A 26,790-nucleotide genomic window follows, 5' to 3' on the forward strand; every position below is an offset into this window, starting at 1 on the left:
GCCACGGCAGAAGCACGGCGGCGCCGACCACACACCAATCAACGTCCTCCCAGCTCAGCCAGCCCCCCGAAAGGAAATACACCCACCCGCTTTCCCATCGCTTGCCCCACCAGGTATCTTGCATCGCATGGAACCAGGTGATTCGATCAAGCAGGCCCGGGCAGCCACCCAGCTGCGCAAAGGCGTCCTGGAGTACTGCGTACTCGCCCTGATGCGGGACCGCCCCCGCTACGGCGTGGAACTCCTCCACGCCCTGGAGGACTCCGGCGCCCTGGCCACCAGCCAGGGCACGGTCTACCCCCTGCTCTCCCGGCTCCGCCGCGACGACCTGGTCACCACCACCTGGCAGGAGTCCGCCTCCGGACCACCCCGCCGCTACTACGCGCTCACCGACAGCGGCCGGGCCGCACTCGACGAGTTCACCCGCGTCTGGCCCGGCTTCCGCAACGCCGTCGACGCCTTCCTGGCCACCCCGCACCCCTCCACCGGAGACCCCGCATGAAGACCTCTGCAGACCCCGTACGCGACTACCTCCACGCCGTCGAGCGCGAGGCCTCCGCACTCCCCGCCGACCGTCGCCAGGAACTCCTCGCCGACCTCGCCGAACACATCGAGGTGACGCGCGCCGAACGCCCCGACGCCGCGATCGGCGCGGTCCTGGCGGAGCTGGGGGACCCCCGCACGATCGCGGCGACGGCACTGGCGGAGGCGGGGAACGGGGCCGCCGGGGCCTCGGCCCGGGGCGGTGTCGGCGCACCCGCCCGGCGCGGCAAGGTGCACCCCCTGGTCCCGCTCCTGATGCTCACCCTCCCCTTCCTCTTCGCGGCGGTCCTCCCCGACGTCCCCGGCGCGCAGTTCTGCAGCACCCTGTTCCGCGTCATCGGCGCGGTACTTCTCTGCACCTCAGTGCACTGGACCTCTGTCCAGAAGACCACTGGCGTTCTGCTCACCGCCGTCCTGCCGACCGTCGCCATCAGCATCTGGATGTGGTCCAGCGCCGCCCCGGCGGGCGACGCTCCGGCCCTCCTGGCCAACCTGGCGACGCTCGCCCTGCTGGCCAGTACGGCAGCATGGCTCTGGCGGGTCCGCCGCGCCTGAACGCGGCCGCGACGTCCCGGTCCACCAGGACGTTTCGGCCACCTCCGCCTCATCGCTGAATCCGAATAGGGTGTAGCTCCTTTGGTGGGATGGGCTGAGCTGGGGCATTGGTATATCGACCGTGCCAGACGCGGCTGCCCCTTGCTGGAGCACCGCAGGTAGGCGTGCCGAGGGGTGGAGGTCGTGGCGTCGGTGTTTGACCGTCTGGAACGGCAGCGGGCCGTGGTCAAGGAGGAGCTGACCGCCCTGGGAGACGAGCTCGATGCGATTCACCGGCGAGTTGAAGCGGCCGAGGCGCTCCTGCGTGACCTGGACACAACCCTCAGAGCGCAGGCGTCCCGGCCGGGTGATCTTCCGGCTGTGCGCGCATGAAGGCGGGGCCTCTTGGTAGCTCGGGGGTGCGATTCCATCCGAGCGGTTCCAGGAAGCCCTAACGTAAGGCTAGTCAGTGGTCGTTTCCGGGCAACTTCACGGGGCCATGCGGGTCGCATATCCATCACTCAGCGTGTACGGCCCACAGAAGTTGAGCCAGAGCCTGAAAGTCGGCAGCGATTGTTCGTCAGCGTCGAGAGCGGTACACGAGCGGGAGGAACTGTGTTGCCGAGTTCTGGGAGCACCCCGGTGCTTGCGCCAGGCTGTCTCGTGCGCTGGACGATTCGCGCCGTGGGTTCATGTGGCGGGCCAGGTGCCGAGTGCGCGGGCCAGGCGGTCGCTCTGGTCTCGGGTGATGCCCTGTGCAAGGTGGATTCCGCAACGCGGGCTTCCAGGCTCGTCGCAGTGGAGGATGCCCGGGAAGTGCTCCTGGTGGCCGGAGAGGAGAGATTCGCCGGGCAGTGTCCACCCGGCCGGTTCCCACAATGGGTGGTCCGTGAGGAGCGCCTGTGCCAGTCGCGGGGCCTCCTCGGCAGGGACACCGGCCCGAACGAGCGCGTGGCTCAGCAGCCCGGCCGCATCTTCGGGCAGATCTTCGTCGCCGAGGGCGGGCAGCAGGAGCAGGAGGCGGGCGTACGGGGCTTGGACTCCAGGGGCGTCCGGGGCGGGTGTGTGGGCGAGGTGCATCAGCTCTCGCCACGACAGTCCGGGACCGGCCTGGTGCCCGTCGAGGGTGGCCAAGTAGCCGTGGCGGTCCCAGTCGGGGTGGGTGATGAAGTACTCCGTGCCCGCGTCGTCGGCGAGGTTGCGGCCCACGACGAGCGCGGTGTGGCCGCCGCCGAACGGGATCGGGAAGGCAGGCCACCGCTCCTCGTCGGTCAGGGCCTCGTACGCCGCGTCGGTGTCGGCCTCATCGGCGCCGAACCACCCCGGATCCGGATCGTCCTCTTCGGTCTGGCACAGCCACAGCAGGTAGGCGGCCCAGAACCCCGGAAGATCCAGCAGGTTCTCCCCAGCGACGAGAGGGTCGTTCTCGAATCCATCGATCAGCACCAGCTCAGACTGCCAGCTACCTCCGACAGACCCCGCACTGCCCCCAGAGAGGTCCCCGTCGCAACCAGGTGCTGCTGTTTCTCGGCGACATCGCATACCGCCGTGATGACGAAATGCTCTTGAAAAGTGACGACAAGTGCTCTCGGCCGTGACAGACGCAGCCAGGCGACGACGCGAGGGTGGGGACTGGCATGCCCAGGCCCTGCGGCATCTGTTCAACCGGATGCTGGGGACAGCTCCGTCACTGCCTGCTCAGCCGCACCCACTTCGACGAGTACAGCGCCTTTCCAGCAGCGGCTGGCGCTGCTGTCTGATTGCCCGGTCCGCGGGGTGCACCTGGCGAGGCGGCTTGTCAGTGGCTGCTGCTAGCTTCCGCTGCACTGTCGGAACTGGATGCAGAGGCGGGGCTGTCGTGGGTGCGTCGGGGTGGGAGTACTACGTTCCTTACCAGGAGGATCTTGGAGCGGCGTTGGATGCCCTGAGGCAGAAAGTCTTCGAGGCGCAGGACTACTACTGGGATCCCTGGAACGAAGACGACGCTGACGAGGCCAGGGTGCGACCGTCAACGCTCGACCAGCTGTGGGAAGACGAGCAGGTTCAGGAAGAGGGAACACACTCGATCCTGGACATGCACAGGATGTTGCGGCCAGGTGAAGATCCTGACTTTGGCACCGTGCAGCCCGTTCAGTCTGTCGAGGCTTACCGGATGGCCGGGACCGACCGCCTCACGCGGGCACACGTGCAGGCCATAGAGCCGCTTGCCAGTCGACGTTGGTTCGGCAGATGCGCGGTCCTGCACGACTCTCATGGCAGTCCGGAGGACATCTACTTCTGGGGCTTCTCCGGCGACTGAAAGGGCCTTGCCGACCGGCGCTCGAGAAGCCCTTCGCTTGACGGCTTAACCGCATGAGGTGCCTTCCCACGCGATAGCCGAGGAGAGAGGTCTGCTTCGAGTCCGGGGCTGGCGGCGCCGCGATGGGTACATGTACCGGTATGGCGCGTGAACGGATCCAGTGGGCCGTCGTCGTGGACCGGGCCCGGGCGATCGTGGAGGGCTACGAGGGCGGCGTCACACCGCGCCAGGTCATGTACCGGCTCACCTCCGAAGGCGTGCTGCCGCACACGCCCTCGATGCACCGGCACCTGTCCTCCCACCTCGCCCAGGCCCGCCGCGAGGGCCGCTTCCCGGATCTGATCGACATCCTGCGAGAGGTCCACGTTCCGCCAGCCTGGCCGGACGCGGGCGCGTTCCTGCGCGGGAGCGATCGACTTGGTTCGGCCTGGACCGCACGACCGGCGAGCAGCACGCCGTATACGTCGCCGCTGAGAAGGACACCCTCCGCCAGCTGGCGGAGTTCCTGACCGACCCTGCGGCCCGGGCCCTGCCGGGCTTGGGCGACTGCGGCGTTCTCGCCTGCACCCGCCAGGCCATCATGGCCGTGGGGCACAGGCTCTGCCATCCGCACGGCAAGCAGCTCAACCAACTCCGCAAGGAGGGGCCCGTCGTCCACTTCGAGCACCCCGCCCTCGCCCGCGCCGCGCTGGCCGTTCATCCGTCGGGCCGCAACTACCTGGCCCTGCTGGAAACACTGCTGGCGCTGCTCCACGAGGGCGGCGTACCGGACGACCGGGCGGCCTGGGGCGTCGACGTGCTGCTGCAGACCGCGACCGCCACCGCGGCGGAGCACGCCACCCGCGGAGAGGCCGACGACGCCAAGGGCCAATGGGACGCGCTCGCGGCCATGGTCCGCGACGCCCCGGCCACCACCCACCCGCGGCTCGCCGCGCTCGGCGCCGAACTGTTCACCGGTACCCCCCAGGAGCGGCTCGCGTGGGTCTTCCGCGTTCTCCTCAACGGCATCCGCCACACCCCATGCGCCTGACCCCGACGCGCCGCACCCATCTCACGCACCCCAACGCACCCACCCGAGGTATCCCATGTCTGCACACCACCCCATCGCGATCGTCGGCGTCGGCGTCGGCGGCCTCACCCTCGCCCGCGTCCTTCACGTGAACGGCATCGAGGCGGCCGTCTTCGACCTCGACGCCTCTGCGCACGCCCGCCCCCAAGGCGGCATGCTCGACATCCACGAGGAGAGCGGCCAGGTCGCGCTCAACGCGGCAGGCCTGATCGACGAGTTCCGCCGCATTATCCACCTCGGCGGCCAGGAGTTGCGCATCGTCGGCAAGGACGCCAGCGTCCGCATGGCTGAACAGGACGACGGCACCGGAACCCGACCAGAGGTCGACCGGGGTCAGCTGCGCGACCTGCTGCTCGGCTCACTGCCCGAGCGCACCGTCCGCTGGCACACCAAGGTCACCGCTGTCCGCCCGCTCGGCGGTGGCCGCCACGAGCTGACGTTCGCCGACGGTGGAGTTGTCGCCACCGACCTGCTCGTCGGCGCGGACGGTGCCTGGTCGAAAGTCCGCCCGCTGCTCTCCGCCGCCCAGCCCGCCTACACGGGTATCTCCTTCGTCGAACTCGACCTCCTCGACGCCGACACCTGCCACCCGGCGGCTGTGGCGCTCGTCGGTGGGGGCATGTTCTTCGCGCTGCAGGACGGCGAGGGCTTCCTCGCCCACCGCGAGACCGATGGCAACCTGCACTTCTACATCGCAGTCAAGGCCCCCAAAGCCTGGCTCGACGGCATCGACTTCACCGACACCTCTGCCGCCAAAGCGGCGGTCCTGGAGAACTTCAGCGACTGGCACCCGAGCCTGCGGGCGGTGATCGCCGACGCCGACGGCACGCTCGTCCCGCGCAAGATCCACGCTCTGCCGGTCGGCCATCGCTGGGACAGGGTCGCCGGGGTCACCCTCGTCGGTGACGCCGCCCACCTGATGTCCCCGTTCGCCGGGGAGGGTGCCAACCTCGCCATGCTCGACGGCGCCGAACTCGACCTGCTCTTCGGCCCGGGCAACCCACAGGCCCTCGTCGACATGATGACCAGCTACCGCACGGAGGCGGCCGCATGACCAATCGGATCGCGATCGTCGGCCGACAGGACATCACACGGTGCTGGGGGAGGGGGCGATAGAGACAAACTCCAGCAGCTGGCGGCGCTCGGGCTGGAGTGGGCCGCGCAGGCCCTGCAAAGGGCGGCCTGCGAACCAGGCCGCCCTTTGCGATGCTGCTGTCCGCGGGGCGCACAGCGTCCAGTGCTCCTCGAAGTACGCACGGGCCGCCGCGAGGTTCTCCTGGAAGCGTTCGTCCGCGAGGCTCCAGACCATGCTCAGCTTCTCCAGCCGCGAGTCCGCCTACTGCTCCAGCGCCTGACCCCCGTCATCCCGCCCGGCCACTGCCTGGTGTGCGCGCATCCCCTGCCCGACTCCACCCGACACCCCCGCGATTACTGCTCACGATGGTGCACCGTACGCGTCCCGACCCTCCGCAATCACGGCTGGCTCCCGACCCGGACCACGGCAACCCTGGACAGCGCGATCCGGGCCAAGGTTGCACCGGGCGGAGAGGGAAAGGCTGGGGCATGGACCTCAACGAACTCCAGCGCCGCGCCCTGCACATTCATGACCTCTACGACGAGCTGAATCTGAGAGAACGTGGCCGGGTGTGGACACGCGAGGAGTTCATGCTCGGCTTCGTCGGGGACGTCGGCGATCTGGCAAAGATCGTCATGGCACAGGAAGGCGCCCGTGACATGCCGGGCGGCCGTGCCGCTCTGCAGCACGAACTCGCGGACTGCCTGTGGTCCGTGCTGATCCTCGCGCACCGGTACGACGTCGATCTGAACGCTGCCTTCCTGCGCACGATGGACGAGCTCGACCAGTCGATCACCGCGCGAGGAAGACGCGATGCCGGGCCCACGTGACCGTGGCCGGAATGACACCGCTACCTGAGAGGGATCCCGATGGCCACGCCCTGGACCCGGGCACACACAGATCCTGATACGGGCTGTCAGGGTGTAAGCATCACAGCCCGGTTTCTTCGCCGACCGTCGCTGTCTGGTCAAGGCCAAGGGCCGCCTGTACGAAGAAACGCCGCCGTGGTCAGGTGCGTGGGGACTACGTGCTGGAGACCGTGTACTGGGATGCCGGTACTGCCCGGCTGCTGCTGCGGCTGCTCAAGGGCCGCACCTGCGGCCCGGTGTTCGTCACCCACCGCCGCCCGGGGCCCGGCAAGGTCGTCAGTCCGCGCGACGTATGCCCGGACACCGGGCTAGCCCGGCTCTCCTACGGCCAGGCGCGCGCCCTGCTGGACAAGCACACCGCCCTTCGGGAGCCGGGCACAGGCTGGGATCTGCACGAGTACCGCCACTCCTCGCTGACCCACCTCGGCGAGCAGGGCGCGTCCCTGTTGATGCTGATGGCGAAGTCCCGACACAAGAAGCCGGAGAACGTCCGCCGCTACTTCAAACCGTCGCCAGAGGCGATTGCCGAGCCCACGAGCCTGCTCGCGTCCGGCGGCATCAACCGCTGAGCCGCGTTCCTTGATCCTTCTCGGTGGCAATGGCGCCGGCGGAGAGGAGCGTCGCCGCGGCGAGGCTGCCCCAGAGGGCGGCCGAGCCGTGGGGTGCGAGAGCGGTGATGACCGCCGGGGAGACGGCAAGGCCGAAGCCCGTGGAGAGCTCGAAGCGGGCGAGGGCGCGTCCCAGGACATGGGCCGGGGCGAGGACGGTGACGAGCGCGGTGGCGCTGCCGGCATAGATGATCTCGCCGGTAGTGCAGACCACGGACACCGTGGCGATGGCCGGGGCACCCCAGCCGAGTCCCAGTGAGGTGGCCGCGAGGAAGCCGAGGTAGGACGCGGTGAGTACCACGCCGGCGAGAGCCAGCACGGTCCGCCGGGAGAAGCGGGACATCAGGACGGTGACCGGAACCTGCAGGGTGACCACCAGCACCGTGTTGGCCACGAAGATGGCTGCCGACCACACCGGGGATGCGTGCAACTGTGTCACCAGGACCAGAGGGAGTGCGATTTCGGGGACGTTGAGGCAGAAGGCGTAGACCACGTTGGCGGCCAGCAGCGCGCGCATCCGGAGTGCGGGCCCGTCGTCCCTGTCCTTGGCCGGGGTAGCGGCCGGATGCGCGTGTAGGTGGACCGACCACGCCAAGGCCGCCGCAGTGAGATAGGCGAGCCCGGTGACGGCTGCCAGCGCCTGCAATGCCGTGGTGCCGCCCGCCAGGCATGCGGTGGCGAGGAGCGCGCCCGCGCCCATGCCGGCGTTGCGCAGGGCGCGGCCTCCCGCGAGAGCGGCGTCGCGTTCCCGGCCGTGGGCGACCGTGGCCACGAGAGCTGCGTGGGCGGCCGGCCATGCCTGGTTGCCGATGCCGAGGAAGAGCGCAGCCGTCGCGAACAGCCAGACGTGCCCCGCCGGGGTGGCCAGCAACAGCGCCACACCTAGCACCCGCACCAGCATCGACGCTGCCACGACCGTGCTGCGTGCGCCCCGGTCCAGCCATCGGCCCACTGCGGGCATGCACACCAGACCCACGACGATGCCGACCGTCATGGCGATGCCGGTGACCGGCGCGGACAGCCTCAGCACCGTCACCCCGTAGAGCAGCAGAAAGGGCCGCAGCAGGCCGGTGCCGAGCGCGTCCACGGCCAGGGCGACGGCATAGCGGGTGCCTCCGGAGGCACGGACGAGGGCGCGGGGCTGGATCTTGGTGGTGGTTGCCATGGCGTCAACGGTGCGGTCGGCCGCCGGACTGGGTATGTCGGTTGACGGACACCGTCAACCGACGCCGTCGCCGGCCATCCGGTCAGTGATGATGAGGGGGTGACGTTGAGGATCGACATAAGCGGCCTGCCGTCCGAGCGACTGCGGTTCGCCGCCTCCCCGCTGGCCGAGCTGACCGCGATGCTGCACGTGCTGGCCGAACCCGGGCATCATCCGCAGCTCGCCAGCTGGGCCGGGGATGTCTGGGCCGGGCTGCGGCCGGAGCTGGCCGAGCGGTTGCGGGAGGCGGAGTTCCTCTGGCGTTCCTCACAAGCCGACTTCCTGCTCCCCGCCCGACCTCGGCCGACCCTCGCCGAGGAGTTGGACGACGTGGACCGGATCGACGACGAAACGTATGCGACCGCCGCGCTCGGCACCACGTGCGGCAGTAACCGGGCCCACTTCGCTGCGCCGTCGCCGCTCACCGACGCGACTGCGCGCGAGCGGGCCCTGAACCTGGCCCAGGCCCGCGGCGCGGTGCAAGAGGCCTTCGCGGAACGGCTGCTCGCGGACCCGGCCGCTGTGCGGGCGCGGGTGCGCCACACCCTCGAACAGTGCGCCGAGGCCTTCTTCGACGCCGCCTGGACGGGCGTCGCCGTGCATCTCGCCACCGACCTGCGCCTGAAGAACGACCTGATGAAGCGCCGGGGCGTCGGGGCGGCACTCGCATCGGTCTCCGGCGCAGTCACCCTGGCACCGGACGGCGACTGCATCATCGTGGACAAGCTGCAGGACAAGGCGACCGCCGCCCACGGCACGGGGGTCACCTTCATCCCCAGTGTCTTCGGCCGCCCGCACCTGGTGGTGGTCCACGCACCTGGGTGGCAGCCGGTGGTGCAGTATCCCGTGGCCGAGCCGAGTCCATCAGAGCCGGTATCGCTGGAAACGGTCACACTACGGCTGGACGCACTCACACATCCGGTACGGCTGCGGCTGCTGCGCACCCTGGCCCGCGGCCCGCACACCACCGGTGAGCTGGCCCACGCCTGGGAACTTTCACCCCCGGAAGTTTCCCGCCACCTCGCTGTCCTGCGCCGCGCGGGCCTGCTCACGGCCCGGCGGCACGGTCGTTACGTCCGTTACACCCTCAATCTGCCCGATCTGACGGCGCTGGGCGCCGACCTGCTGGCGGCCGTACTGCGCTGAGTGGCTTCGGTCTGCCAGAACGCGGGCGACCGCCGCCTTCGCAGCATCGTCCGACTCGGCAGGCCGCCGAGCAGTACCGGCGCGACCGCCTGCTGCCCTTGGGCAGCCGGGCAGCGTACTGGCTGCACCGCCGGACGTTCCTCCTGGCCATGCCCCGGGGTCATCCTGTCCGGCCGTGCGGGCCAGGGCCTGTCTTTCCTCGTCGGTCGCGTCCTTGTCGCGAAGCGGACGCAGGCCGTTGGGCAGGTCGGGGAGCTGGAAGGAGTAGCGGCCGAGCATATTGATGTGGTGCCGGACGAACGGGGAGAGTCGGGCCAAGAGCTCACGGAGTAGGAGCGCATCGCTCAGCTGCTCGCCACCGCTGGCGGCGTGTACGCCCCAGACGGTGACGTCATCGTCCAGGACTAGTGGCTTGTCACGCAGCCTTCGCCGGGTATTCGGTCCAGGATCTGATCGGTGAGTCGGGTGCGAAGGCCGTCTTCGGCTCGGCGTTGGCGTTGTGCCAGCGGACGTAGGAGGCGATGGCGGCGTTCTGCTCGTCGTGGCTGCGGTGGTCGGTGCCGTTGAGTGCGAAGTAGCGCAGGGCCGCAAACTCGGACTCGATCCAGTTCAGCCAGGACCCGTAGGTCGGCAGGAAGACCAGCTCGACGTCGTTGTCAGCGGCCCAGGTCCGCACCTCGGCGTGCTTGTGCGGGGAGAAGTTGTCCAGCACCACGTACAGCTTCTCCCCGGGCCAGCGGGCTCGCAGGGCCTTGAGGAGGCCGAGGAACTCGCGCCACCGCTTGCGCTTTCGGATGCGGTAGTACAGCTTGCCGGTGGCCAGATCGAGGGCGGCGAGCATGTGCATCACGCCGCCGTAGCGGTTGTAGGTGGCTCGCAGCCTGCGCGGACGCCTCACCGGGCCCCACGCCTTGCCCTTGCGGGGCATCAGGTTCAGCGGTCCGAACTCGTCGACGCATATCACCCGTCCGTCGGCAGGCGGGGTGTCGTACAGCTCCAGGATGCGGTGCATCTTGGCGATGAACTCCGGGTCGGTGGACGCCTTCCACGTGGTGGTGGTCTTCCAGGAAATCTTGCCGGCGCGAAGGATCCGGCGCAGGGTCTCCCTGCTGATGGCCGCTGTCACCTTCTGCTTGATGAGGTGGTCGGCGAGCTTGCTCAGGCTCCAGGTGGAGAACGCGGTGATCTTCCAGTCGGCGGGGGACGTCCGGGCGATCAGGCAGATGTGCTCGCGCACCTTGTCACTGATCGTCCTTGGGCGTCCCCCGCTCCATTTTGGGTCCAGCGCATCCAGCCCCTGCTCGTTGAAGGCGTGGATGACGTCACGTACGTAGTCCTCGCTGACCTGCATCAGCACGGTGATGTCCTTGACCGTCTGGCCCTGGGCGGACATCAGCACCACGATCGCCCGGCGGAGTTTCACCGGGTCCTTCGCGGTCCGGCTGATCCGCTGCAGCTTCCGGCCCTCCTCCATGCTCACCGGCCGGACGAACACACTCGGTCGACGTCCCACAACCACCTCCAAGATCAGTCTTGGAGACAGTCTGCTGGGTCACGAGCAACAGGTCGATTACCCGCCGAAGGCTGCGTGACAAGCCACTAGCGCGCCACCGAAGCCTCAGCCGCTGAAGCCCGGGAAGCCGAGCAGCGCCGACTCCAGCAACTGGCCGATCGCGCGGACGAGATCGAGCGCCTGGTCCAGGAGCAGAAACTCGCCGGCATCGAGCCGCACGAGGGCGACGAAGCCGTCCAGGCGGAGATTGAGCGGCGCTGCAACTGGCAGCTCGTGGTCGTCGACGGGTGGTTGGCGCACGCCCTGGTCGATCACCTCGGCCACTACGCCGACCCGGCCGCCCGCACTGCGGCGGCCGACCTGCTGCCGGACAAGGTGATCGTGCACGCCGCGCTGCTGTCCGCGCTCACGCAACTTGTCCCGGCCGCTGGCGTCGACCAGTTGGCTTTGCCGCCCCGCTTGCCCAGGCCGACCCGCACGCCACAACGCAGCTCGCCGACTTCCTCGCCCAGGCCGTCACCGCAGACGCCGGAACCGACCGAGCGTGAAGCTGAGAGGTTCACGGTACGCAACCTCCCAGGTCCCCGGATCACCGGGGAGGTACCCGGAGGTCTGGGGGATGGAATGCCCTGTCTGTCTGGGGTGTCTGGGCGGTGGGGGAGCTGGGAGGTGGAACTCGTCATCCGGCTCGCGACCGCTTACGACTTCTAAGCAACCGGACGCGCCCTTCGCCCCGGTCTTTCAGGCGGGTGGTCGAACTTCAACGGCACGTATGGGTTGCACACACCTGGCCGCACGGTCGTGTCAATCCTGAGACATTCCCCGCGAGAGTTGAGGGGCAGGAATCGTGTTGACCATGGTTCTGACGGAGAGCACCCGCAGGGCCATTAAGCAAGGCAAGGAGTGTTCAGGATGCGTACGAACTGGAAGTTCGCCGTCACCGTCGCCGCCACTGCGCTGACGGGTGCTGCTGGTGCGGGAGTCGCGCAGGCTTCGCCCGTAACGGCCGGCGGCGTCGCCCCTTCGGCCTGCCGGCCGGCCAACCACACCGCGGAGATCACCGAGGCGCCCGCCAGCGCAGGGCACCGCCACTACCGCGTGACGCTGACCGCGCCGCGCGGGTACGAGCCGTGCAAGCTGGCCGGTTCGCCCACCAACGTGCGCTTCTCGGACCGCGGTTCGGAGATCGGGGTCACCGCTGGCCACTACGGCAACCAGGCAACCGTGGTGACCTTCGGCCCGGGCCACCCGGTGCACTTCGATATCCAGGTTCCCAGCAGCGGCCGCAGCACCGCCGCGGGGGAGGCATCGTTCACGCTTCAGGCTCCGGACGGGGAGATCCCCGGCACGTCCGTCGCCCAGGGCAAGCTCAAGGTGGCCACCGGTACCCTCATCGGTCCGGTCCAGCGCGGCGCCTGACCTCCTCCCACACCCCGGTGTGGCACGCGGCATTGTCATGGCAGCGGGACACACCGGGTCTTTCGTGTGCGGCCGCGCAGATCGTTGTGTACCAACTCGAGCATGTCCCACCCGTTCCTAGCCAGTATGCATGGGTGAGTCCTGGACCCACCGATGTGTACTGGGCGTATCCCGAGCGGTGTTGGATGCGACATGCCGCTGACCAGGTCAAGCAGGCCACAGCCTTCCTCGCCCGGCTCGCCGATCGTGGTCACATCCTTGCCATCTGCGGCCGGACCGGCATTGACGCCTGGCACGCAGAGCAGAACGAGTACCCCCGCAACACCATGCGAGCCTTCCTGCTCTGGTGCTCGACCAGCAAGCTCCCCAGGCTCTTCCGGCTTCCTCCGGTCCGGGTCCGCCGGGCCACCCCGATGCCGCAGTCTGAGCGACTGGAGCTGATCGGGCGCCTCTCACCGACCCGGCCTTGCCGCTTCGCACTCGGGGCGCGGGCGTGATCGTCCTCTACCACGGCCAAGCTCGCCTCCGAGGCGAGAGGCACCTGGAGCCGATATGCCGCTGGAGACCACTGGCGGTCACCACCCGGCTGGACCTCGCGGAGAACCGGCGACAATTGAATTCGAGAGTCCACCAGTAACTCCGGAGTCCACGACTCATCGGCCGGCAGAGCCGCTCTCGTGGTGGCGCCACTCCCCATGGTGTTGCCACCAACACCCCCAACTCACTGCCTGGGGCCAGTGATCGAGGCTCCGGCCCGGACCAGAGTGGTGCCATGCCCACTCGACGCGAAGCCCTCGCCGCCTCGGCCGCCCTGACCGGCGGCGCCCTCCTGCCCGCCGCCGCGGCCGCGACGGCCGTCCCCCGCGTGGCCCCGGGCCGCGCGACGTTTGCATCCGGCCAGCGCCCCGGCGGCGCCATCGCCCTCACCCACGCCACCGTTCTCGGTGTGGGCCCCGACCACACCGTCCTCATCCGCGACGGCCGCATCACCCGTACCGGCCGTTCGGCCGAGGTCCCGATCCCGCGTGGGACGACGACGTACGACCTGACCGGCAAGTACATCGTCCCCGGCGGCTTCGTCGAGGCCCATGTCCACAACAACGGGCCCGAGAGCGTGCTGCCGCCCCTCTTCCCGCTCAACGGCGTGACCACGGTCCGCGAGATGTGGGGCGGACCCGTCCACCACGAGTGGCGCGACAAGGTCCGCGCGGGCAAGCTCCTCGGCCCCCGCTGGGTGATCGCCAGCTCGATCATCGACGGACGCTCCTCGGTATGGGCCAATGGCACCGGCGAGCGCGTCGTGGAAGTCACCGACGCCCCGTCCGCACGCCGCGCGGTACGCGAGGCGAAAGCGAGCGGCGCCGACTTCGTCAAGGTGTACTCACGGCTCACACCCGAGGCGTACGAGGCGATCGCCGACGAGTCCCGCCGCCAGGGCCTGCGCCACGCGGGCCACTGCCCCGACACCCTGCCCATCGCCCGCGCGAGCGACGCCGGGCAGCAGTCCATCGAGCACCTCCACGCCCTGCTCCTCGCCACCTCCGCCCGGGAGTCCGAGATCAGGCGGGCCATGGCGAAGGTCCGTATCGACCCCACCCTCGGCACCAGCTTCGAGCGCTATGCGAGCTGGTTCCGGCAGGTGCACGCGGTGGAGTGGCAGGCGATGCGGACGTACGACGTCGGCCGTACCCGCGCCCTCTTCGACCGGCTCGCCGTCAACGGCACCCGCGTCGTACCGACCCTCACCGTCCATCATTCCCTGGAGCGCACGGACCAACTCCATCCCAATTCACCTGAGTTCAAGTATCTGCCCGACTGGATGACCGACTACTGGCCCACCATCTGGTCCGCCCTGACCGCTGGTCGCACCGCGCAGGACACCGCCCGCATCCATCAGATCTACGAGCACCGGCTGCGCCTCGTCGCCGAACTCCACCGGGCCGGAGTGCAGTTGCTCGCGGGCACCGACACCGGCACCGGCTACGCGGTCCCCGGCTTCTCCCTCCACCACGAGCTGGAGCTGCTAGCCAAGGCCGGACTGCCCACCCGGGACGTCCTCCGCGCCGCGACCACCGCACCCGCCCGGATGCTCGGCCTGCCCACCGACCGCGCCGACCTGCTGGTCCTGGACGCGGACCCGCGCACCGACATCCGCCATACGCGGCGGATCGACTCCGTCCTGGTCGCGGGCCGCTATCTGGACCGCGCGGAACGCCTGCGCCTGCTGGCCGACGTGGCGCGCGCCGCCGCCGCGAGCAAGCCCCCGGGCACGGGCGCCGTGGGCCCCCACATCTGCGTTCACTGACCGCCCGGCGGCCGACCCCTTCTGAAGATCGCCTGTCGGCACCAGCTCGGCGTCGACCTCGCAGAGGCTGCGGCAACTCGGCCTCGGGCAGACCCCGGTCCGCAGCGGCGTTCGCCGCGATGCGCCGCGCATGCGAACAGCTGGAGTGGGTCTATCGGCTGGTAGGGGAGATCGAGGCGGTGCGGGTGGCGAACCTGCGGTGGCTCGCCGGCTACCGCCACGCCCGTTACGGGGAGGCGGAGGGGCTCAATGCGGCGGTGACAGCGTCCTTTGCCGTTCCTGGGCCGCTGTTTACCCAGGCCGCGTCCGTCGGCGATCCCCTCCGCGTTCTCCCGGTGGTGTTCCACCTGCTGTGGTGCGGACGCCTGGCTGCCGACCTGTCCTATCCTCTCAGCGACCGCACGCTGGTGAGCCGAAGCGAGGAGCGATGAGCCGGACGAGTCCGCGCGGAGTACTGCGTGTCGGCGACCGCGTTCGCTTCGACGGGCAGATTCACACGGTGGCCGACTCGCGGGCACAGCAGTCCGGCCGGTCGACAGCCATGGGGCACCGTCGCTGATGATGTTCACGCGCCTCATGGCCGCCGATGACTTCGAGCTGATCGATTCGCAGGCCAGTACGCCGGGCCTGCCGCCGTTCGGGCGGCTCGACACAGTTCCCGAACCGGATTTGCGCAAGGCCCAGTTCTTTCCACGCCGACAAGGCATACGACATACCTGAACTGCGGAAATGCCTGCGCGGTAAACGTATCGGCGTCCGCATCGCCCGCAATGGCATCGAATCCAGCGAACGGCTCGGACGCCAAAGGTGGGTCATCGAGCGGACCATGTCGTGGCTGACCGGCTACCGCAGACTCAACCACCGCTACGAATGCCAACCGCGCAACTACCTGGCCTTTCTCGGCCTCGCCGCGGCACTGTGCTGCTACAAGCGACTTCTCCGGCTCACCACGTAGGACACCGTCTTAGCTGACGTCGACGCTCGATGTGACCTCGCGGGTCATGCGTAGGTTTGGCAGTTTTCCTCGCCAGAGCTCTCGCTCACCCGTGATCTCGAATCCGTGGCGTTGGTAGAAGCGGACCGCGCTCTCGTTGTAGTCGGTGACCCACAGGCATATGCGTGTGGGGCCTGCCCAGGTGAGGAACTCGGTCATCAAGCGACCGCCGATTCCCTGGCTCTGAGCATCGTTCAGCAAATACATCGGCCCGAGGGTGACCACCTCGTCCCGGCGACCGCAGAGAAAACCGACGATCTCGGCTTCGGACCAGACTACACGGCAGAACAGCAGGTCCGGTCGCTGTCTCGCTGCCTCGATGAAGTCGCGCCACTGGGCGATGCCTTCCGCAGTAGCTGAAGAGCCGCGCTGCTCACGGATCCAGTTCTCATCGATCCCCACCTCCGCGTTGGGGTATGTCTGCAGCCAAGTCCTCAGCTGTAAAGGCCCCAACCACGCGGCGTCGTCGGGATGAGCGGCTTCGATCACGTAAGTCATGGCGACGATCCTCGTCGAGCATCATCGCCAAGTCACACAGGCAGATCTCAGCCGGTTTTGGCTGGTGCTTAGGCTCGTGCTCGCGATCGGACATCTGTACGCCACTGTCCTTCCCCTCGTAGCGTGGAGTCCGCGATTGCAGGGGAAGTTGAGGCTCATGGGGTCCAAGAAACGGGCGTACGACGCCGAGTTCCGTGAGGGTGCTGTACGCATCGTGATCGAGACGGGGAAGCCGATCCCGCAGGTCGCCGACGAGCTCGGAGTCCACGCGGGCACGCTGCACAGCTGGGTCTCGCGCTGGCGCCGAAACGGGTCGGCATCCTCCGATCGGCCCGCACTCGAGGCCGCCGGCGGGCGGATGCGGGAGAGTGAGCGGGGCGAACTGGAGCGGCTGCGGCGGGAGATGAGCGAGAAGAACAAGCGGATACGCGAGCTGGAGATGGAGCGTGATGTCCTCGAGCGATGCATGGTCCTCTGGGTGAAGTGACCGAACAAGCACCGGCCGAGGTGGCCGCGTTCATCGGTAACCAGAGGACCGAACACCACGGCCCGCACCGTCTGGCCTGCCGCGTGCTGGGGATCTCGGAGTCCTGGTTCTACAAGTGGCGCCGGCTGCCCGTCACCGCCCGCCAGGTGCGGAAAGGGCAGCTGTCTGACGCGGTCCGGCGGATCTTCGACGGCTCGGGTGGTACCTACGGCTCCCCGAAGATCTGGATCACGCTGGTGCAGGAGGGCTGGCGCGTGTCGGTGAACACCGTCGCGAAGGGATGTTCACGCCGCAGCCGTTATCACCACGCTCGGCGTCTCCCTGGACGGCCGGAGCTTCCCGGCGACTGCCGATGGCTATGGCCAACTCGTGGCCTGGGCCCGCTCGTTCGGCGTACTGGGGCGCGCCGGAGTCGAGTGCACCGGCTCCTACGGGGCCGCCCTGACACGGCGCCTGCAGGCCGAGGGCATCAAGGTGACCGAGGTCAACCAACCCGACAAGGCCGCCCGACGGCGCCACGGCAAGACCGACGCCATCGATGCCGAAGCCGCCGCCCGCGCCGTGCTGTCCGGTCGGGCCACGGCCGCAGCGAAGACGAGCGACGGCCCGGTGGAGATGCTGCGACTGTTCAAACTGGCCAAGGGGTCCGCGATCAAGTCCAGGACCCAGGCCATCAACCAGCTCAAGAGCGTCCTGGTCTGCGCCGACGCCGAACTCCGCGAGTCCCTGGCTGGGCTGAGCAACCCGAAGCTGTTCCAGCAGTGCGCCACACTCGCGGAGTCGGAGATCCCCGGGCCTGCAGGGGCCGCGCGTCACACCCTGAGACTGCTGGCCCGCCGCATCCTGAACCTCACCGAAGAGATCAACGACCTGACCAAGCGGATAGCCGAAGCAGTAACAGCGAGTACTCCTGGTCTGCTCGACGTCCACGGCGTCGGCCCGGACAGCGCGGCAGCCTTGCTCATCACGGCCGGTGACAACCCCGAACGCCTCGACAGCGAGGCGTCCTTCGCCGCCCTGTGCGGCACCAGCCCGGTCGAGGCATCCTCCGGCAAGACTCAGCGCCGCAGACTCAACCGAGGCGGCGACCGCCCGGCCAACGCCGCCCTCTTCCGGATCGTCCTCAGCCGCCTGCGCTGGGAGGGCCGCACCCAGGACTACATGCGGCGACGCCTCGCGGAGGGCAGGACGCGCCGCGAGATCATCCGCTGCCTAATGGGAGCTACGGAGTCGGGGAATGCATGATTCCGTAGCCGCCTGCAGGTGAGCACTATCGCTGCCCGAAGCATCGGACTTCTGGTTTGAGACCGTGCCCCTGCTGGTCGGCCGGGAGGCCAGACCGCTGATGGGGTGGCGTGCCCGCCCCAGGGGGCGTGAGCACTGGATCCATTAGGCCGCGTGCCGCGCCTTCCGCAGGCTGCACCACGGTGTCAAGTACGTGACTGGGGAGGGTTCGTTGCTGCTGATCGGTGCTGGCTGGGCCGAGGACCACCACGATGTCGAGGTTCAGGACGAGAGCGGCCGGAAGCTGGCCGCCGTGAATCTGCCCGAGGGTGTGACGGGCATCGTCGGACTCCACGAGCTCGTCGCCCGCCACGGAGGTGCGGACCTGGACCCGGCCGAGGTCGTGGTCGGGATCGAGACCGACCGCGGCTCGTGGGTGCAGGCTCTGATCGCCTCCGGCTACCAGGTGTTCGCGATCAACCCCCGCCAGGTCAACCGTTTCAAAGAACGTTATGCCTCGTCCGGGGCCAAGAGCGACAAGGGCGACGCCCACACGCTGGCCGACATGGTCCGCATCGATCGGGCCCAGCTGCGGGCCGTGGCCGGGGACAGCGAGGCGGCCCAGGCCGTCAAGGTCGTCGCCCGTGCCCACCAGACACTGATCTGGGAACGCACCCGATCCTTCCAGCGGCTGCGTTCCACGCTGCGTGAGTACTTCCCCGCCGCATTGTCCGCCTACGCGGACCTGACGCTGACCAGCACGGACGCACTGGAACTGCTGGTCAAGGCACCCACTCCCGCGGCAGCAGAGAAACTCACTCGCACCCAGATCACCGCAGTCCTTACCCGCCATCGCCGCCGCAACCGGGCGGCGAAAGCTGCCACGGTCCAGGCCGCCCTGCGCGAGCCACAGCTCGGCCTGCCTGAACAGGTCACCACCGCCTATGCAGCCACCGCCACCGCCCACGCACGTTTGATCATTGCGCTCAACGAGCAGATCGCTGCGATGGAAGAGCAGGTGAAGGCACATTTTTTGGCACACCCGGACGCCGAGATCTACCTCACGATGCCGGGCATCGCAGAGATCACCGGCGCCCGGGTACTCGCCGAATTCGGTGACGACCCCAACCGATACGTCAGTGCGAAAGCTCGCAAGAACTACGCCGGCACCAGCCCCGTCACCCGTGCCTCGGGTAAGAGCCACACCGTCCAGGCCCGGTACGTCCGCAACAACCGCCTCGCCGACGCCCTCCAGGCCCAGGCATTCTCCGCCCTACGCAACTCGCCCGGCGCCCGCCGCTACTACGACAAGCAGCGTGCTCGCGAGGTCGGCTACAACCCCGCCCTCCGCCAGCTCGGCAATCGCCTCGTCGGCATCCTCCATGGCTGCCTCAAGACCCGCACCCGCTACGACGAAGCGACCGCATGGTCGCACCACGCAGACCTCCATGCCGCTTGACCTCAAACGACATGGGGTGTCTCAAACGGTACGTCGCACGAGAGATCTACCGACTCATCGTCCCCACATACACCGCGGCAGACCGCACGGGACCAGCCCGAGACTCCGCTTGACATCCATAGGGACATCAACGCCGTCAGTGAGGCGTTCAACAGCGTGCTCAAGGTCGAGTACGTCCACCGGCACACCTTCAACAGCCGCACCGAGGCCCGGCTGAGGATCGCGACCTGGATCACCGGGTTCTTCAACACGCATCGACTACACAGCTTGTGCGGATACCGCAGCCCGATCGACTACGAACAAGACCACCCGGCCGACTCCGCTTTGGAGCTGGCCGCATAGAAGATCTCCACAGTTCGAGGGGATTGACAGTCACGGGCACGGCAGCTATCTGCCACACCCCTACCAGGAGGACTCCCGCAACCCGGTGCCGAGGGACGTGGAGTTACGCACCGACGCCTCCGACATCGCCGACCAGCTCGTTCGCCACGACCAGCAGCACGGGACCAGCACCACCGGGGACATCCCTCCGGCCGTGGAGAACGGCTGCACGGACGCCGAGCGGGACGCGGTCCGCGCCTACGCCCGCCGGGAGTGGATCATCTCCCAGGAGCGATGGCCCGGCATTTGACGCCCATCCAGGAAGCCGCGAGCTGTCAGACGAGCGCCGGGCGCTTCCCGGACCGGCCGTACACAAGGTGTGCGCAGCCCTGTCGTGGCCAGTGATCAGGACTTCCTGTGACAGGTGGTTGTCCGGCGTAGCGTGACGGGAACACAACCATCAGGCACCCGGTGGACACTGTAGAGGGAGTGATATCACGCCAGCGCAGCCGCCTTGCGTAGCAGCACTGACCGTTCGCGGACGTTGCGGCACAGTCGGGCGGCGAGCTCCAGCTCGACCCGTGCCTCAGCGGTCCGGCCGAGGCGGACGAGTAGCTCGCCGCGCACGCTCGGGAGCAGGTACGACCCCGACAGGTGACCGGAGACGGCCAGCTCGTCCACAATCGCCAGCGCCTGTTGTGGTCCATTCGCCATCGCGATGGCGACGGCCCGGTTGAGCTCGACGACGGGTGACGGAGCCACGCGGCCGAGCGCCTCATAGAGGAGCACGACACGCTCCCAGTCGGTCGCCGGCACCGAGGACGCCGACGCGTGGCAGGCGGCGATCGCTGCCTGCAGCCCGTACGGTCCGAGGCCGCGCCCGACAGCCGAGGCCCGGCCGATCGCGGCCAGACCGCGACGGATCGCCGACCGGTCCCACAGGCGCCGGTCCTGATCCTCCAGGAGCACCGCCTCGCCATCGGGCCCGGTGCGTGCGGGAAAGCGCGCGGCCGTGAGCTCGAACAGGGCGAGCAGCCCGTACGCCTCCGGCTCATCGGGCAACAACGCGGCCAGCATCCGGGCCAGGCGGATCGCTTCGTACGCGAGATCGGGGCGCAGCAGGCGGTCACCGGTCGTCGCCGTCGAGCCCTCCGTGAAGATCACGTACAGCACAGTCAGGACACCGCCGAGCCGCTCACGCCGTTCCTCGGACGGCGGCAGCTCGAACGGCACTCCTGCCGCGACGATCGTCTTCTTCGCCCGCGTGATCCGTGCCTGGAGCGTTGGCACGGGCACGAGGAACGCCCGGGCGATCTCCTCGCTGGACAGGCCGCCGACCGCGCGAAGCGTCAGAGCTATGCGGGCTTCGGGCGAGAGCACCGGATGGCAGGCCACGAACATCAGCGCGAGGACATCATCGTCGACCCGGTCAGGATCCCACGGCAGGTCGTCCGACCGGCTGCTCGGGGCCGCCGCGCCCGAGCTCGCCTCACCCTCGACGAGCTGGCCGGCGAGCATGGCGTACCGCTCGTCGAGTGCCGACCGGCGGCGGAAACTGTCAATGGCGCGCCGCCGCGCGGTCGCGAGCAGCCAGTTCACCGGGTTCGACGGCGCACCGTCGCGCGCCCAGGTGACGAGCGCCTCGGCCACCGCCTCCTGAGCTACGTCCTCGGCGAGCTCGAAGTCCCCGGTGAAGCGGGCCAGTGCACCGACGATCCGTGCGGACTCGATCCGCCAGACGGCCTCGACGGCCCGCCGCGCCGAATCGGTGCTCAGCGGGCCGCCGGTGGCCGCAGGCGTCAGAGCTGGCCGGTCCGCTCGCGCCACGCCCGCTCCTTGACGATCCACTTGTTGTCCTGCGGGAACTCGTCGATGCCCGGCACGCGGCGGATCTCGCACTTCGAGCCGGCAACCGCCGGGAGTCGCTTGGCCCACTCGACCGCTTCCTCCTTCGAAGCCACGTCGATCACGTAGAAGCCACCGAACAGCTCCTTCGTCTCGCCGTACGGACCGTCGGTGACCACCGGCGTCTCGCCACTGAAGTCGAGCACCACGCCCTGGGCCGGGTCATCCAGGCCCTCGGCGGCAACGAGCACACCAGCCCGGATCATCTCCTCGTTGAAGCGACCCACCGTCTCGAGCATCTCCTCGAAGGGCGTCTCCATCATCTTCGCAACGGATTCGTCCGTGCCTCGCATGATCAGCATGTACTTCGCCATCGTCGGTCTCCTTGACATCGGGGTCGCCTCTCGACCCTCTCACTCACAGGTCGAACGAGGCAGCCGCGAATCGACACGGCAGACGGACACGCGCCATTTTTTTTGTATCCCCCGGAGTGTGGACGGGCAGCACATCACCCGCACCTTTCTACCTGAACGCCTGGGGAGCGCATTCTTCATCTCGCCGGACTGGGTCCTCACGTGCATTCAGTGAGCCCCCGGAGAAGGGGTGGAGGAACTTGCGGAGCTAATCCGCCGCCCCTCCAACGTGGTCCACGTCGTCACCCGGCGGCGTTCCGACTCATGCCAGGAGGCCCGACCATGCCCGCCGACCGAACCGAGATCGCCGTTGCCGCCCTCGGCTCCGTCATCGCCGTGATGGTCGCTGTCCAGGCCCCGGCGTACATCCCCGCGTTGACTCTCGGCCTCGCGGCCGGGCGGCGGCACGAGAGTTCTTCGGACGCAACCGGAGTTGGTGTGCCGCAGTACGTCGTCCGTCACCGCACCCTGCCCGACCTCGCCCGCGAGAAGGGCATGAGCACCGCGAACACGGCGCGACGGGCCCACGCCCACAACATCCCTCTACGGCCTCGCGGGGGAGGAAGTCACGACACCGTCCTCCGTATGAGCGAGCAGACAGACGAGATCCCGGCCCTCCTCCGTGAGGCCCTCACCAGCCCATGCGCCTGGCAGCGGCTCGAACGCTTCATGGCCGTACTGCCTCATCCCACGATCGGCGAAGCCGCCCGAGCTCTCAGCATTACGCAGTCCGCCTTGACGACCCAGATCACTCGCGTTGAAAGCGATCTTGGACAGCCCTTGCTCAAGCGTGCCGAGCGCGGCCGACCGATGCAGCTGATGTTCTTCGGGGAACGCGTGGCTGATGCGGCCAGGGAGGCGCTTGGAGGAAAAGGCACGACGGCGAGGGGTGAGGCGCCCACCCAACTGCGAGACGGCTGACCGGTGTCGTCACCAACTGGCGATCATGTCACGCCCTTGCGGGATGGCGATATCGAGCAGGCCAGGGAAGCGGGCGTCGAGATCTTCTCGGCGGAGCCGGTTCAGCCGCCGGGTTCCCTCGTCCCGCTGGCGGATCACGCCTGCTTCCCGAAGGGCCTTGAAATGGCCGCTCTGGGTGGACTTACTGACCGGGAGCGCGAACGTCGTGCAGGCCAGTTCACCGTCGGGTTCGGCATCTGCGAGTCGGGCGACGATGGCCAGCCGCACCGGGTCGCTCAGGGCAGCCAGAACGGTGGTGAACCGCAGTTGGGCGCGGTCGGGATGCACAAGGTTCGTCGCGGTACGGCTAGCCATACGCACAGCATAACCAAACATGTTCGGGGGTCGCGAACATCTGCTATGTTCGTGACCCCCGAACATGCGAGCTGTGGAGGAATGGATGCCGCTCGATCGCCTTGCCGCTACGCACAGCGGTCGGACACCACGCTGCGACCGCCAGGCCGAGCCTTCGGGCTCGCCGAACATGGACCCGGAGGCGCGGCCCGGTCCGGTTGGGAGGTGGAGGTTCTGGGCTGCGGCTTACGCGCTGCTCATCCTGCTGACCGGCACAAACCTGCCAACGCCGTTGTATCGAGGCTATGAGGCGCGGTTCGGTTTTTCGTCGTTGGTCGTCACGCTGATCTTCGCGGCGTACGTGGTCGCGCTGATCCCGTCCCTGCTGGTGGCGGGCCCGTTGTCGGACGCGATCGGCTGCCGGAAAGTGCTGCTGCCGGCGGTAGCCCTGGCCGCACTGGGATCGGTGGTCTTCGCCCTTGCTGCGGACACGGGGTGGCTTTTCGCAGCACGCATCCTGCAGGGCCTTGCACTCGGTGCGGCCTCGGGGCCGTTGACCGCATCGCTGGCGGAACTGGAACCTGCCGGCAACCGGCGCAAGGCGGCGCTGGTGTCAACCGTGGCTTCCGTGGGTGGTCTCGGCCTGGGCCCCATGCTCGCCGGCCTGCTTGCTCAGTACGCCCCGGCGCCACACGTGTTGCCATTCGCAGTGGAGATTGTGCTGCTGGTGCCAGCGACGGCAGTGATCATCTCACTGCCAGCAACCCGTTCAGTGGCTCGGTGGCGACCCCGTCGACCCGAGATCCCCGCCACGATGCGGGCGGTCTTCGCCACCAGTGGGACGGCCAGCTTCCTCGCGTTCGCCGTCATCGGGCTATTCCTCACGCTCATCCCCACCTACGTGGCAACTTTGTCGGGCAGCAAGAACCTGCTGTTGGGCGGCGCAGCCGTGGCCCTGATGCTGGCCTGTTCCGTGATCGCCCAACTCGTCGGCTATGGACGACCGGCGCGGACCCTGGAGCTGATCGGCCTTTCACTGCTGGCCACCGGACTGGTGCTGCTTGCCCTCGCGGGCGGTCTGTCCTCGCTGACACTGCTGCTCGTCGCGACGGTGGTCGCCGGTATCGGGCAGGGTTTGGCGTTCCTCGGCGGCCTCACCGCGGTCAACCAAGCGGCTCCAGCCGACCGTCACGCCGACGTGCTGTCCAGCTTCTACGTGATCATCTACCTCGGCGTCGGTCTCCCCGTCATCGGAGTCGGCTTCCTCACCACCGTTGCCGGACTTCTCACTGCAGTCCAGTACTTCGCAGGCGTCGTCGCCCTGCTCTGCGTGACCGTGCTGATCGTCCTCGTCCGAGCACGCCACCGCACCTCGGTCATCGCGTCATCGGCACCGTCCGATACCGCGGGCGACTGATACCAGGCCATAGTGATTCTTCCCGGAGGACCCCGTGGGCACCACCGAATTCGACGTCGCCTATCGACACCTGCTCGCCGCAGCGGGAGCGATCAGCGTTACCACCCCATTGGCCGCGGATTTACGATCCGACATCGACTGGACACTGAGCCACATCGCACTCAGCGACCGCATCCTCGCCGCAGCAGCGCGCGATGTGCTCACTGGCCTTCCTGTCATTGTCGACAACCGCAATGCCATGGACGACACCGCAATCCGTTCATTGGTCGCCTTGACCACCCACACTCAGCGCGTCGACCTGGTGAGCCGCAACGCGGCAGACCTGGGTGCTGTGATCCGAGCGACCCCTGACCACGCCGCCGACATGCCTGTGAAACTCCACCTGGTCGGCCGTGATGGCCAACCGGTTCCCGAACAGCGATTGTCCTGGGGCGACCTGCTCCGTCTGCGCGCGACCGAGCATCTCCCCGGACACACAGAGAGGCTCAGGTTGCTCGCCTGCGCGGAGTGGTCCGCCCTTACGACGGCTCGGGGGCGCCCTTTTGTCTCTGGCAGCCAACCAGCCTCGGCACCTGTGCTGCCGGGGCAGTAGGAAATGCCACCGTCGTGAGACGGAACTCTTCCGTCATCCCGTGAGACACGACGAAGAACAGCGGGTCACGAGCATCTACCCGTGACACGAGCCGCGAGGTCTTACAACTGATCAGCTGTAGGATCCGCGATTTCGTGAGCACTGTCGGCGGATCGTGAGCACTGTCCGAGCAAATCCGGATGGTCACGAGCACTGGTAACGGTCGGCAACGGCTTCTTACGAGCCTGATGCTCTGCGGAGGTGGCGCAGGGCTCGTGCGGCGGCATGGGCGCCGCACATTCCGTGCGCGCCGGGGCCGGGCGGGGTGGCCGCGGAGCACAAGTAGTGGCCGGGCACTCCGGCGTCGTAGGGATGCAGGGTGGGCCGTGGCCCGACTATCAGCTGGGGGATGTCCTTGGCGCCTGTCATGATGTTGCCGCCGACGTAGTTCGGGTTGTACTCCACGAATCCGGGTGTGGTGCGAACGGCGGTGCCGATGATCCGGTCCCGGAACTTCGGGGCGAATCGCTCGATCTGAGCGATGATCGCTTCAGTGGCATCGCCGGAGTAGCCGTTCGGAACGTGGGCGTAGGTATACAGCGGGTGCACGTTGCCGGCCGACCGCTGCGGGTCGGCCAGATACTGCTGCCCGACCAGGACGAACGGCCGGTCAGGCATTCGTCCGGCGTGGATCTCACGCTCGGTGGCGGCGGTCTCGGCGAACGTGCCGCCGAGATGCACCGTTCCTGCCCGCCGCGCCGCTTCGGCGGTCCAGGGGACTCCGCCTTCGACGGCGAAGTCGACCTTGAACGCCCCTGGGCCGTACCGGAATCGCCGGTAGGCCCGAGCGACGCGCGGCGGCAGCAGGTCGCCCATGATGTCTGCCAGGGCTGTGGGCGCCACATCCCAGATGGTCAGGTCCGCGGGTGGCAGCTCCCGGGCCGATCGCACCCGGACGCCGGTCTGGATCTTCCCGCCGAGGTCGAGCAGCAGCGCCGCCATGGCTTCGGTGATGCGGCGCGATCCCCCTTCGGCGACGGCCCAGCCGTGTCGGTGTCCCGCGGTGAGGATGCCGAGTCCGATGCTGGCGCCGAGCGGCCGGTGGAGGGGGTGGTAGGCGTGGGCCGCGACCCCGCCGAAGAGAGCCCTTGCCTCTTCGGTCGAGAAAAGCTTCGCCAGCAGCGATGCGGGGGCGAGTGCGGGTGTGCCGAAGCGGGCGAGGCGAACGGGGTGCCGTGGCATGCGCAGGAGCGGGCCGAGGATGTCGTTGCTCAAGGTGTCGTAGGCCGCTGACGGGCCGTCGAACAGCCACTGCCAGCGTCGGCCGTCGGTGCCGAGACCGGCGGCGGTCTCGGCGACCGAGCGGCGCAGCACCCCGGCCGTGCCGCCGTCGAGCGGATGCACGCAGTCGATCTCCGGCAACACCCACTTCAGCCCGTACCTGGCCAGGTCGAGGCACTGCAGGAAAGGTGATCCAACGGCCATCGGGTGGATGGCCGAGCAGTGGTCGTGGAGCAAGCCGGGAAGGATCGCTTCGCTTGAGCGTGTGCCGCCGCCGATCTCGTCGGACGCCTCCACCACCGTGACTTGTACGTCCGCCCGGGCCAGGGTGATGGCGGCAGCGAGGCCATTGGGACCACTGCCGACCACGGTCGCTGTACTCATGCCGTCCTGTCCTTCCTGGGGCCCAGCCGACGGCGTTGCCCCCGCCTCTACAGCTTGG

At 68.5% G+C, this 26,790-nt stretch carries 32 protein-coding genes and 4 pseudogenes; 26 read left to right on the forward strand and 10 right to left on the reverse strand.

Annotation, left to right across the window (positions count from 1 at the left end; all coding sequences use genetic code 11):
* Nucleotides 1-127 precede the first annotated feature (127 nt).
* From NRF20_RS43385 to NRF20_RS43395, 3 genes are all read left to right on the forward strand, one after another.
* Complete coding sequence (locus tag NRF20_RS43385) at nucleotides 128-502, forward strand: PadR family transcriptional regulator (RefSeq protein WP_413754330.1); 375 nt, start codon at nucleotides 128-130, stop codon at nucleotides 500-502.
* The gene (locus NRF20_RS43390) at nucleotides 499-1,098 is read left to right on the forward strand and encodes an HAAS signaling domain-containing protein (RefSeq protein WP_413754331.1); all 600 of its coding nucleotides are present in this window, start codon (nucleotides 499-501) and stop codon (nucleotides 1,096-1,098) included. The genes NRF20_RS43385 and NRF20_RS43390 overlap by 4 nt, the downstream gene beginning before the upstream one ends.
* Nucleotides 1,099-1,281: 183 nt before the next feature.
* On the forward strand, nucleotides 1,282-1,470 hold the full coding sequence (locus NRF20_RS43395) for a hypothetical protein (RefSeq protein ID WP_398634995.1): 189 nt from the start codon (nucleotides 1,282-1,284) through the stop codon (nucleotides 1,468-1,470).
* 297 nt (nucleotides 1,471-1,767) lie between these two features.
* Here the strand turns inward: NRF20_RS43395 and NRF20_RS43400 are convergent, their stop codons facing one another.
* Nucleotides 1,768-2,523, reverse strand: a complete 756-nt coding sequence (locus NRF20_RS43400; protein ID WP_398634996.1) for a hypothetical protein — start codon at nucleotides 2,521-2,523, stop codon at nucleotides 1,768-1,770.
* 163 nt (nucleotides 2,524-2,686) lie between these two features.
* Here NRF20_RS43400 and NRF20_RS43405 point away from each other — a divergent pair.
* The 5 genes and pseudogenes from NRF20_RS43405 to NRF20_RS43425 form a co-directional block, all read left to right on the forward strand.
* Nucleotides 2,687-2,837 (forward strand): annotated as a pseudogene (locus NRF20_RS43405) (IS110 family transposase); the annotation flags it as partial.
* 98 nt (nucleotides 2,838-2,935) lie between these two features.
* Nucleotides 2,936-3,376 (forward strand): hypothetical protein, encoded by a 441-nt coding sequence (locus NRF20_RS43410; RefSeq protein WP_398634997.1) that lies wholly within the window; start codon nucleotides 2,936-2,938, stop codon nucleotides 3,374-3,376.
* 140 nt (nucleotides 3,377-3,516) lie between these two features.
* Nucleotides 3,517-3,885 carry a hypothetical protein gene (locus NRF20_RS43415; RefSeq protein ID WP_398634998.1) on the forward strand — a complete coding sequence of 123 codons (369 nt, stop codon included), beginning with the start codon at nucleotides 3,517-3,519 and terminating at the stop codon, nucleotides 3,883-3,885.
* A 29-nt stretch (nucleotides 3,886-3,914) separates the two neighbouring features.
* Nucleotides 3,915-4,406: a TetR/AcrR family transcriptional regulator C-terminal domain-containing protein gene (locus NRF20_RS43420; protein ID WP_398634999.1), complete on the forward strand. Its 492-nt coding sequence runs from the start codon at nucleotides 3,915-3,917 to the stop codon at nucleotides 4,404-4,406.
* Nucleotides 4,407-4,461: 55 nt separating this feature from the next.
* Nucleotides 4,462-5,499 carry an FAD-dependent oxidoreductase gene (locus tag NRF20_RS43425; RefSeq protein WP_398635000.1) on the forward strand — a complete coding sequence of 346 codons (1,038 nt, stop codon included), beginning with the start codon at nucleotides 4,462-4,464 and terminating at the stop codon, nucleotides 5,497-5,499.
* 33 nt (nucleotides 5,500-5,532) lie between these two features.
* Here the strand turns inward: NRF20_RS43425 and NRF20_RS43430 are convergent, their stop codons facing one another.
* Nucleotides 5,533-5,754 carry a helicase associated domain-containing protein gene (locus tag NRF20_RS43430; RefSeq protein WP_398635001.1) on the reverse strand — a complete coding sequence of 74 codons (222 nt, stop codon included), beginning with the start codon at nucleotides 5,752-5,754 and terminating at the stop codon, nucleotides 5,533-5,535.
* Between the two features lie 254 nt (nucleotides 5,755-6,008).
* Here NRF20_RS43430 and NRF20_RS43435 point away from each other — a divergent pair, with 254 nt between their 5' ends.
* Nucleotides 6,009-6,350 (forward strand): MazG nucleotide pyrophosphohydrolase domain-containing protein, encoded by a 342-nt coding sequence (locus NRF20_RS43435; protein WP_266366470.1) that lies wholly within the window; start codon nucleotides 6,009-6,011, stop codon nucleotides 6,348-6,350.
* Between the two features lie 118 nt (nucleotides 6,351-6,468).
* Nucleotides 6,469-6,958, forward strand: a pseudogene (locus NRF20_RS43440) (site-specific integrase); the annotation flags it as partial.
* Here the strand turns inward: NRF20_RS43440 and NRF20_RS43445 are convergent.
* On the reverse strand, nucleotides 6,948-8,162 hold the full coding sequence (locus tag NRF20_RS43445) for an MFS transporter (protein WP_398635002.1): 1,215 nt from the start codon (nucleotides 8,160-8,162) through the stop codon (nucleotides 6,948-6,950). The pseudogene NRF20_RS43440 and the gene NRF20_RS43445 overlap by 11 nt on opposite strands.
* A gap of 99 nt (nucleotides 8,163-8,261) precedes the next feature.
* On the opposite strand from NRF20_RS43445, the gene NRF20_RS43450 reads away from it, so the two are divergent.
* A complete protein-coding gene (locus NRF20_RS43450) occupies nucleotides 8,262-9,347 on the forward strand; it encodes a DUF5937 family protein (RefSeq protein ID WP_398635003.1) in 1,086 nt (361 codons plus the stop codon).
* 415 nt (nucleotides 9,348-9,762) lie between these two features.
* Here NRF20_RS43450 and NRF20_RS43455 read toward each other — a convergent pair whose 3' ends face one another.
* Together NRF20_RS43455 and NRF20_RS43460 are read right to left on the reverse strand one after the other, a co-directional pair.
* Nucleotides 9,763-10,821, reverse strand: a complete 1,059-nt coding sequence (locus NRF20_RS43455) for an IS630 family transposase (RefSeq protein WP_413754502.1) — start codon at nucleotides 10,819-10,821, stop codon at nucleotides 9,763-9,765.
* A gap of 144 nt (nucleotides 10,822-10,965) precedes the next feature.
* Nucleotides 10,966-11,247, reverse strand: coding sequence for a hypothetical protein (locus NRF20_RS43460; RefSeq protein ID WP_413754332.1), 282 nt, complete (start codon nucleotides 11,245-11,247; stop codon nucleotides 10,966-10,968).
* A gap of 525 nt (nucleotides 11,248-11,772) precedes the next feature.
* Between NRF20_RS43460 and NRF20_RS43465 the strand changes: the two genes are divergently transcribed.
* The 6 genes and pseudogenes from NRF20_RS43465 to NRF20_RS43490 all read left to right on the forward strand — a co-directional run.
* On the forward strand, nucleotides 11,773-12,279 hold the full coding sequence (locus NRF20_RS43465; protein ID WP_398635005.1) for a DUF4232 domain-containing protein: 507 nt from the start codon (nucleotides 11,773-11,775) through the stop codon (nucleotides 12,277-12,279).
* 185 nt (nucleotides 12,280-12,464) lie between these two features.
* Nucleotides 12,465-12,776: a hypothetical protein gene (locus NRF20_RS43470; RefSeq protein WP_413754333.1), complete on the forward strand. Its 312-nt coding sequence runs from the start codon at nucleotides 12,465-12,467 to the stop codon at nucleotides 12,774-12,776.
* A gap of 275 nt (nucleotides 12,777-13,051) precedes the next feature.
* On the forward strand, nucleotides 13,052-14,584 hold the full coding sequence (locus NRF20_RS43475; protein WP_413754334.1) for an amidohydrolase family protein: 1,533 nt from the start codon (nucleotides 13,052-13,054) through the stop codon (nucleotides 14,582-14,584).
* Nucleotides 14,585-14,616: 32 nt separating this feature from the next.
* Nucleotides 14,617-15,015 carry a TnsA-like heteromeric transposase endonuclease subunit gene (locus NRF20_RS43480; RefSeq protein ID WP_398635010.1) on the forward strand — a complete coding sequence of 133 codons (399 nt, stop codon included), beginning with the start codon at nucleotides 14,617-14,619 and terminating at the stop codon, nucleotides 15,013-15,015.
* A gap of 127 nt (nucleotides 15,016-15,142) precedes the next feature.
* Entirely contained in the window at nucleotides 15,143-15,304 is a 162-nt protein-coding gene (locus NRF20_RS43485; RefSeq protein ID WP_398635008.1) for a hypothetical protein, read from the forward strand.
* A pseudogene (locus tag NRF20_RS43490) lies at nucleotides 15,273-15,539 on the forward strand (transposase); the annotation flags it as partial. The gene NRF20_RS43485 and the pseudogene NRF20_RS43490, both read left to right, overlap by 32 nt.
* Nucleotides 15,540-15,548: 9 nt before the next feature.
* On the opposite strand, the gene NRF20_RS43495 reads toward NRF20_RS43490, so the two are convergent.
* On the reverse strand, nucleotides 15,549-16,076 hold the full coding sequence (locus tag NRF20_RS43495) for a GNAT family N-acetyltransferase (protein WP_398635009.1): 528 nt from the start codon (nucleotides 16,074-16,076) through the stop codon (nucleotides 15,549-15,551).
* 157 nt (nucleotides 16,077-16,233) lie between these two features.
* Here NRF20_RS43495 and NRF20_RS43500 point away from each other — a divergent pair, with 157 nt between their 5' ends.
* The 6 genes and pseudogenes from NRF20_RS43500 (at nucleotide 16,234) to NRF20_RS43525 (ending at nucleotide 19,877) form a co-directional block, all read left to right on the forward strand.
* A complete protein-coding gene (locus NRF20_RS43500) occupies nucleotides 16,234-16,563 on the forward strand; it encodes a transposase (RefSeq protein WP_398634769.1) in 330 nt (109 codons plus the stop codon).
* Nucleotides 16,539-16,784 (forward strand): annotated as a pseudogene (locus tag NRF20_RS43505) (hypothetical protein); the annotation flags it as partial. The gene NRF20_RS43500 and the pseudogene NRF20_RS43505, both read left to right, overlap by 25 nt.
* Before the next feature lie 100 nt (nucleotides 16,785-16,884).
* On the forward strand, nucleotides 16,885-17,808 hold the full coding sequence (locus NRF20_RS43510; RefSeq protein WP_413754683.1) for an IS110 family transposase: 924 nt from the start codon (nucleotides 16,885-16,887) through the stop codon (nucleotides 17,806-17,808).
* A gap of 211 nt (nucleotides 17,809-18,019) precedes the next feature.
* A complete protein-coding gene (locus NRF20_RS43515) occupies nucleotides 18,020-19,246 on the forward strand; it encodes an IS110 family transposase (RefSeq protein WP_413754684.1) in 1,227 nt (408 codons plus the stop codon).
* Nucleotides 19,247-19,372: 126 nt separating this feature from the next.
* Entirely contained in the window at nucleotides 19,373-19,588 is a 216-nt protein-coding gene (locus NRF20_RS43520) for an integrase core domain-containing protein (protein WP_413754685.1), read from the forward strand.
* Nucleotides 19,589-19,685: 97 nt separating this feature from the next.
* Nucleotides 19,686-19,877, forward strand: coding sequence for a hypothetical protein (locus tag NRF20_RS43525; protein ID WP_398634768.1), 192 nt, complete (start codon nucleotides 19,686-19,688; stop codon nucleotides 19,875-19,877).
* 185 nt (nucleotides 19,878-20,062) lie between these two features.
* On the opposite strand, the gene NRF20_RS43530 is transcribed toward NRF20_RS43525, so the two are convergent.
* Both NRF20_RS43530 and NRF20_RS43535 read right to left on the reverse strand, forming a co-directional pair.
* Nucleotides 20,063-21,394 (reverse strand): RNA polymerase sigma factor, encoded by a 1,332-nt coding sequence (locus NRF20_RS43530; RefSeq protein ID WP_398634767.1) that lies wholly within the window; start codon nucleotides 21,392-21,394, stop codon nucleotides 20,063-20,065.
* The gene (locus NRF20_RS43535) at nucleotides 21,367-21,786 is read right to left on the reverse strand and encodes a YciI family protein (protein ID WP_398634766.1); all 420 of its coding nucleotides are present in this window, start codon (nucleotides 21,784-21,786) and stop codon (nucleotides 21,367-21,369) included. Before NRF20_RS43535 ends, NRF20_RS43530 begins: the two co-directional genes overlap by 28 nt.
* 321 nt (nucleotides 21,787-22,107) lie before the next feature.
* Here NRF20_RS43535 and NRF20_RS43540 point away from each other — a divergent pair, with 321 nt between their 5' ends.
* A complete protein-coding gene (locus NRF20_RS43540) occupies nucleotides 22,108-22,746 on the forward strand; it encodes a LysR family transcriptional regulator (protein ID WP_398634765.1) in 639 nt (212 codons plus the stop codon).
* A 9-nt stretch (nucleotides 22,747-22,755) separates the two neighbouring features.
* On the opposite strand, the gene NRF20_RS43545 is transcribed toward NRF20_RS43540, so the two are convergent.
* Nucleotides 22,756-23,100 (reverse strand): ArsR/SmtB family transcription factor, encoded by a 345-nt coding sequence (locus NRF20_RS43545; RefSeq protein WP_398634764.1) that lies wholly within the window; start codon nucleotides 23,098-23,100, stop codon nucleotides 22,756-22,758.
* A 73-nt stretch (nucleotides 23,101-23,173) separates the two neighbouring features.
* Here NRF20_RS43545 and NRF20_RS43550 point away from each other — a divergent pair, with 73 nt between their 5' ends.
* On the forward strand, nucleotides 23,174-24,496 hold the full coding sequence (locus NRF20_RS43550) for an MFS transporter (RefSeq protein WP_413754335.1): 1,323 nt from the start codon (nucleotides 23,174-23,176) through the stop codon (nucleotides 24,494-24,496).
* Nucleotides 24,497-24,530: 34 nt separating this feature from the next.
* Nucleotides 24,531-25,088 carry a hypothetical protein gene (locus NRF20_RS43555; protein WP_413754336.1) on the forward strand — a complete coding sequence of 186 codons (558 nt, stop codon included), beginning with the start codon at nucleotides 24,531-24,533 and terminating at the stop codon, nucleotides 25,086-25,088.
* A gap of 216 nt (nucleotides 25,089-25,304) precedes the next feature.
* Here NRF20_RS43555 and NRF20_RS43560 read toward each other — a convergent pair whose 3' ends face one another.
* Nucleotides 25,305-26,732: a phytoene desaturase family protein gene (locus NRF20_RS43560; protein WP_398634761.1), complete on the reverse strand. Its 1,428-nt coding sequence runs from the start codon at nucleotides 26,730-26,732 to the stop codon at nucleotides 25,305-25,307.
* Between the last annotated feature and the right edge of the window lie 58 nt (nucleotides 26,733-26,790).

The organism is Streptomyces sp. R-74717 (assembly GCF_047305335.1).
GTDB lineage: Bacteria > Actinomycetota > Actinomycetes > Streptomycetales > Streptomycetaceae > Streptomyces > Streptomyces atratus.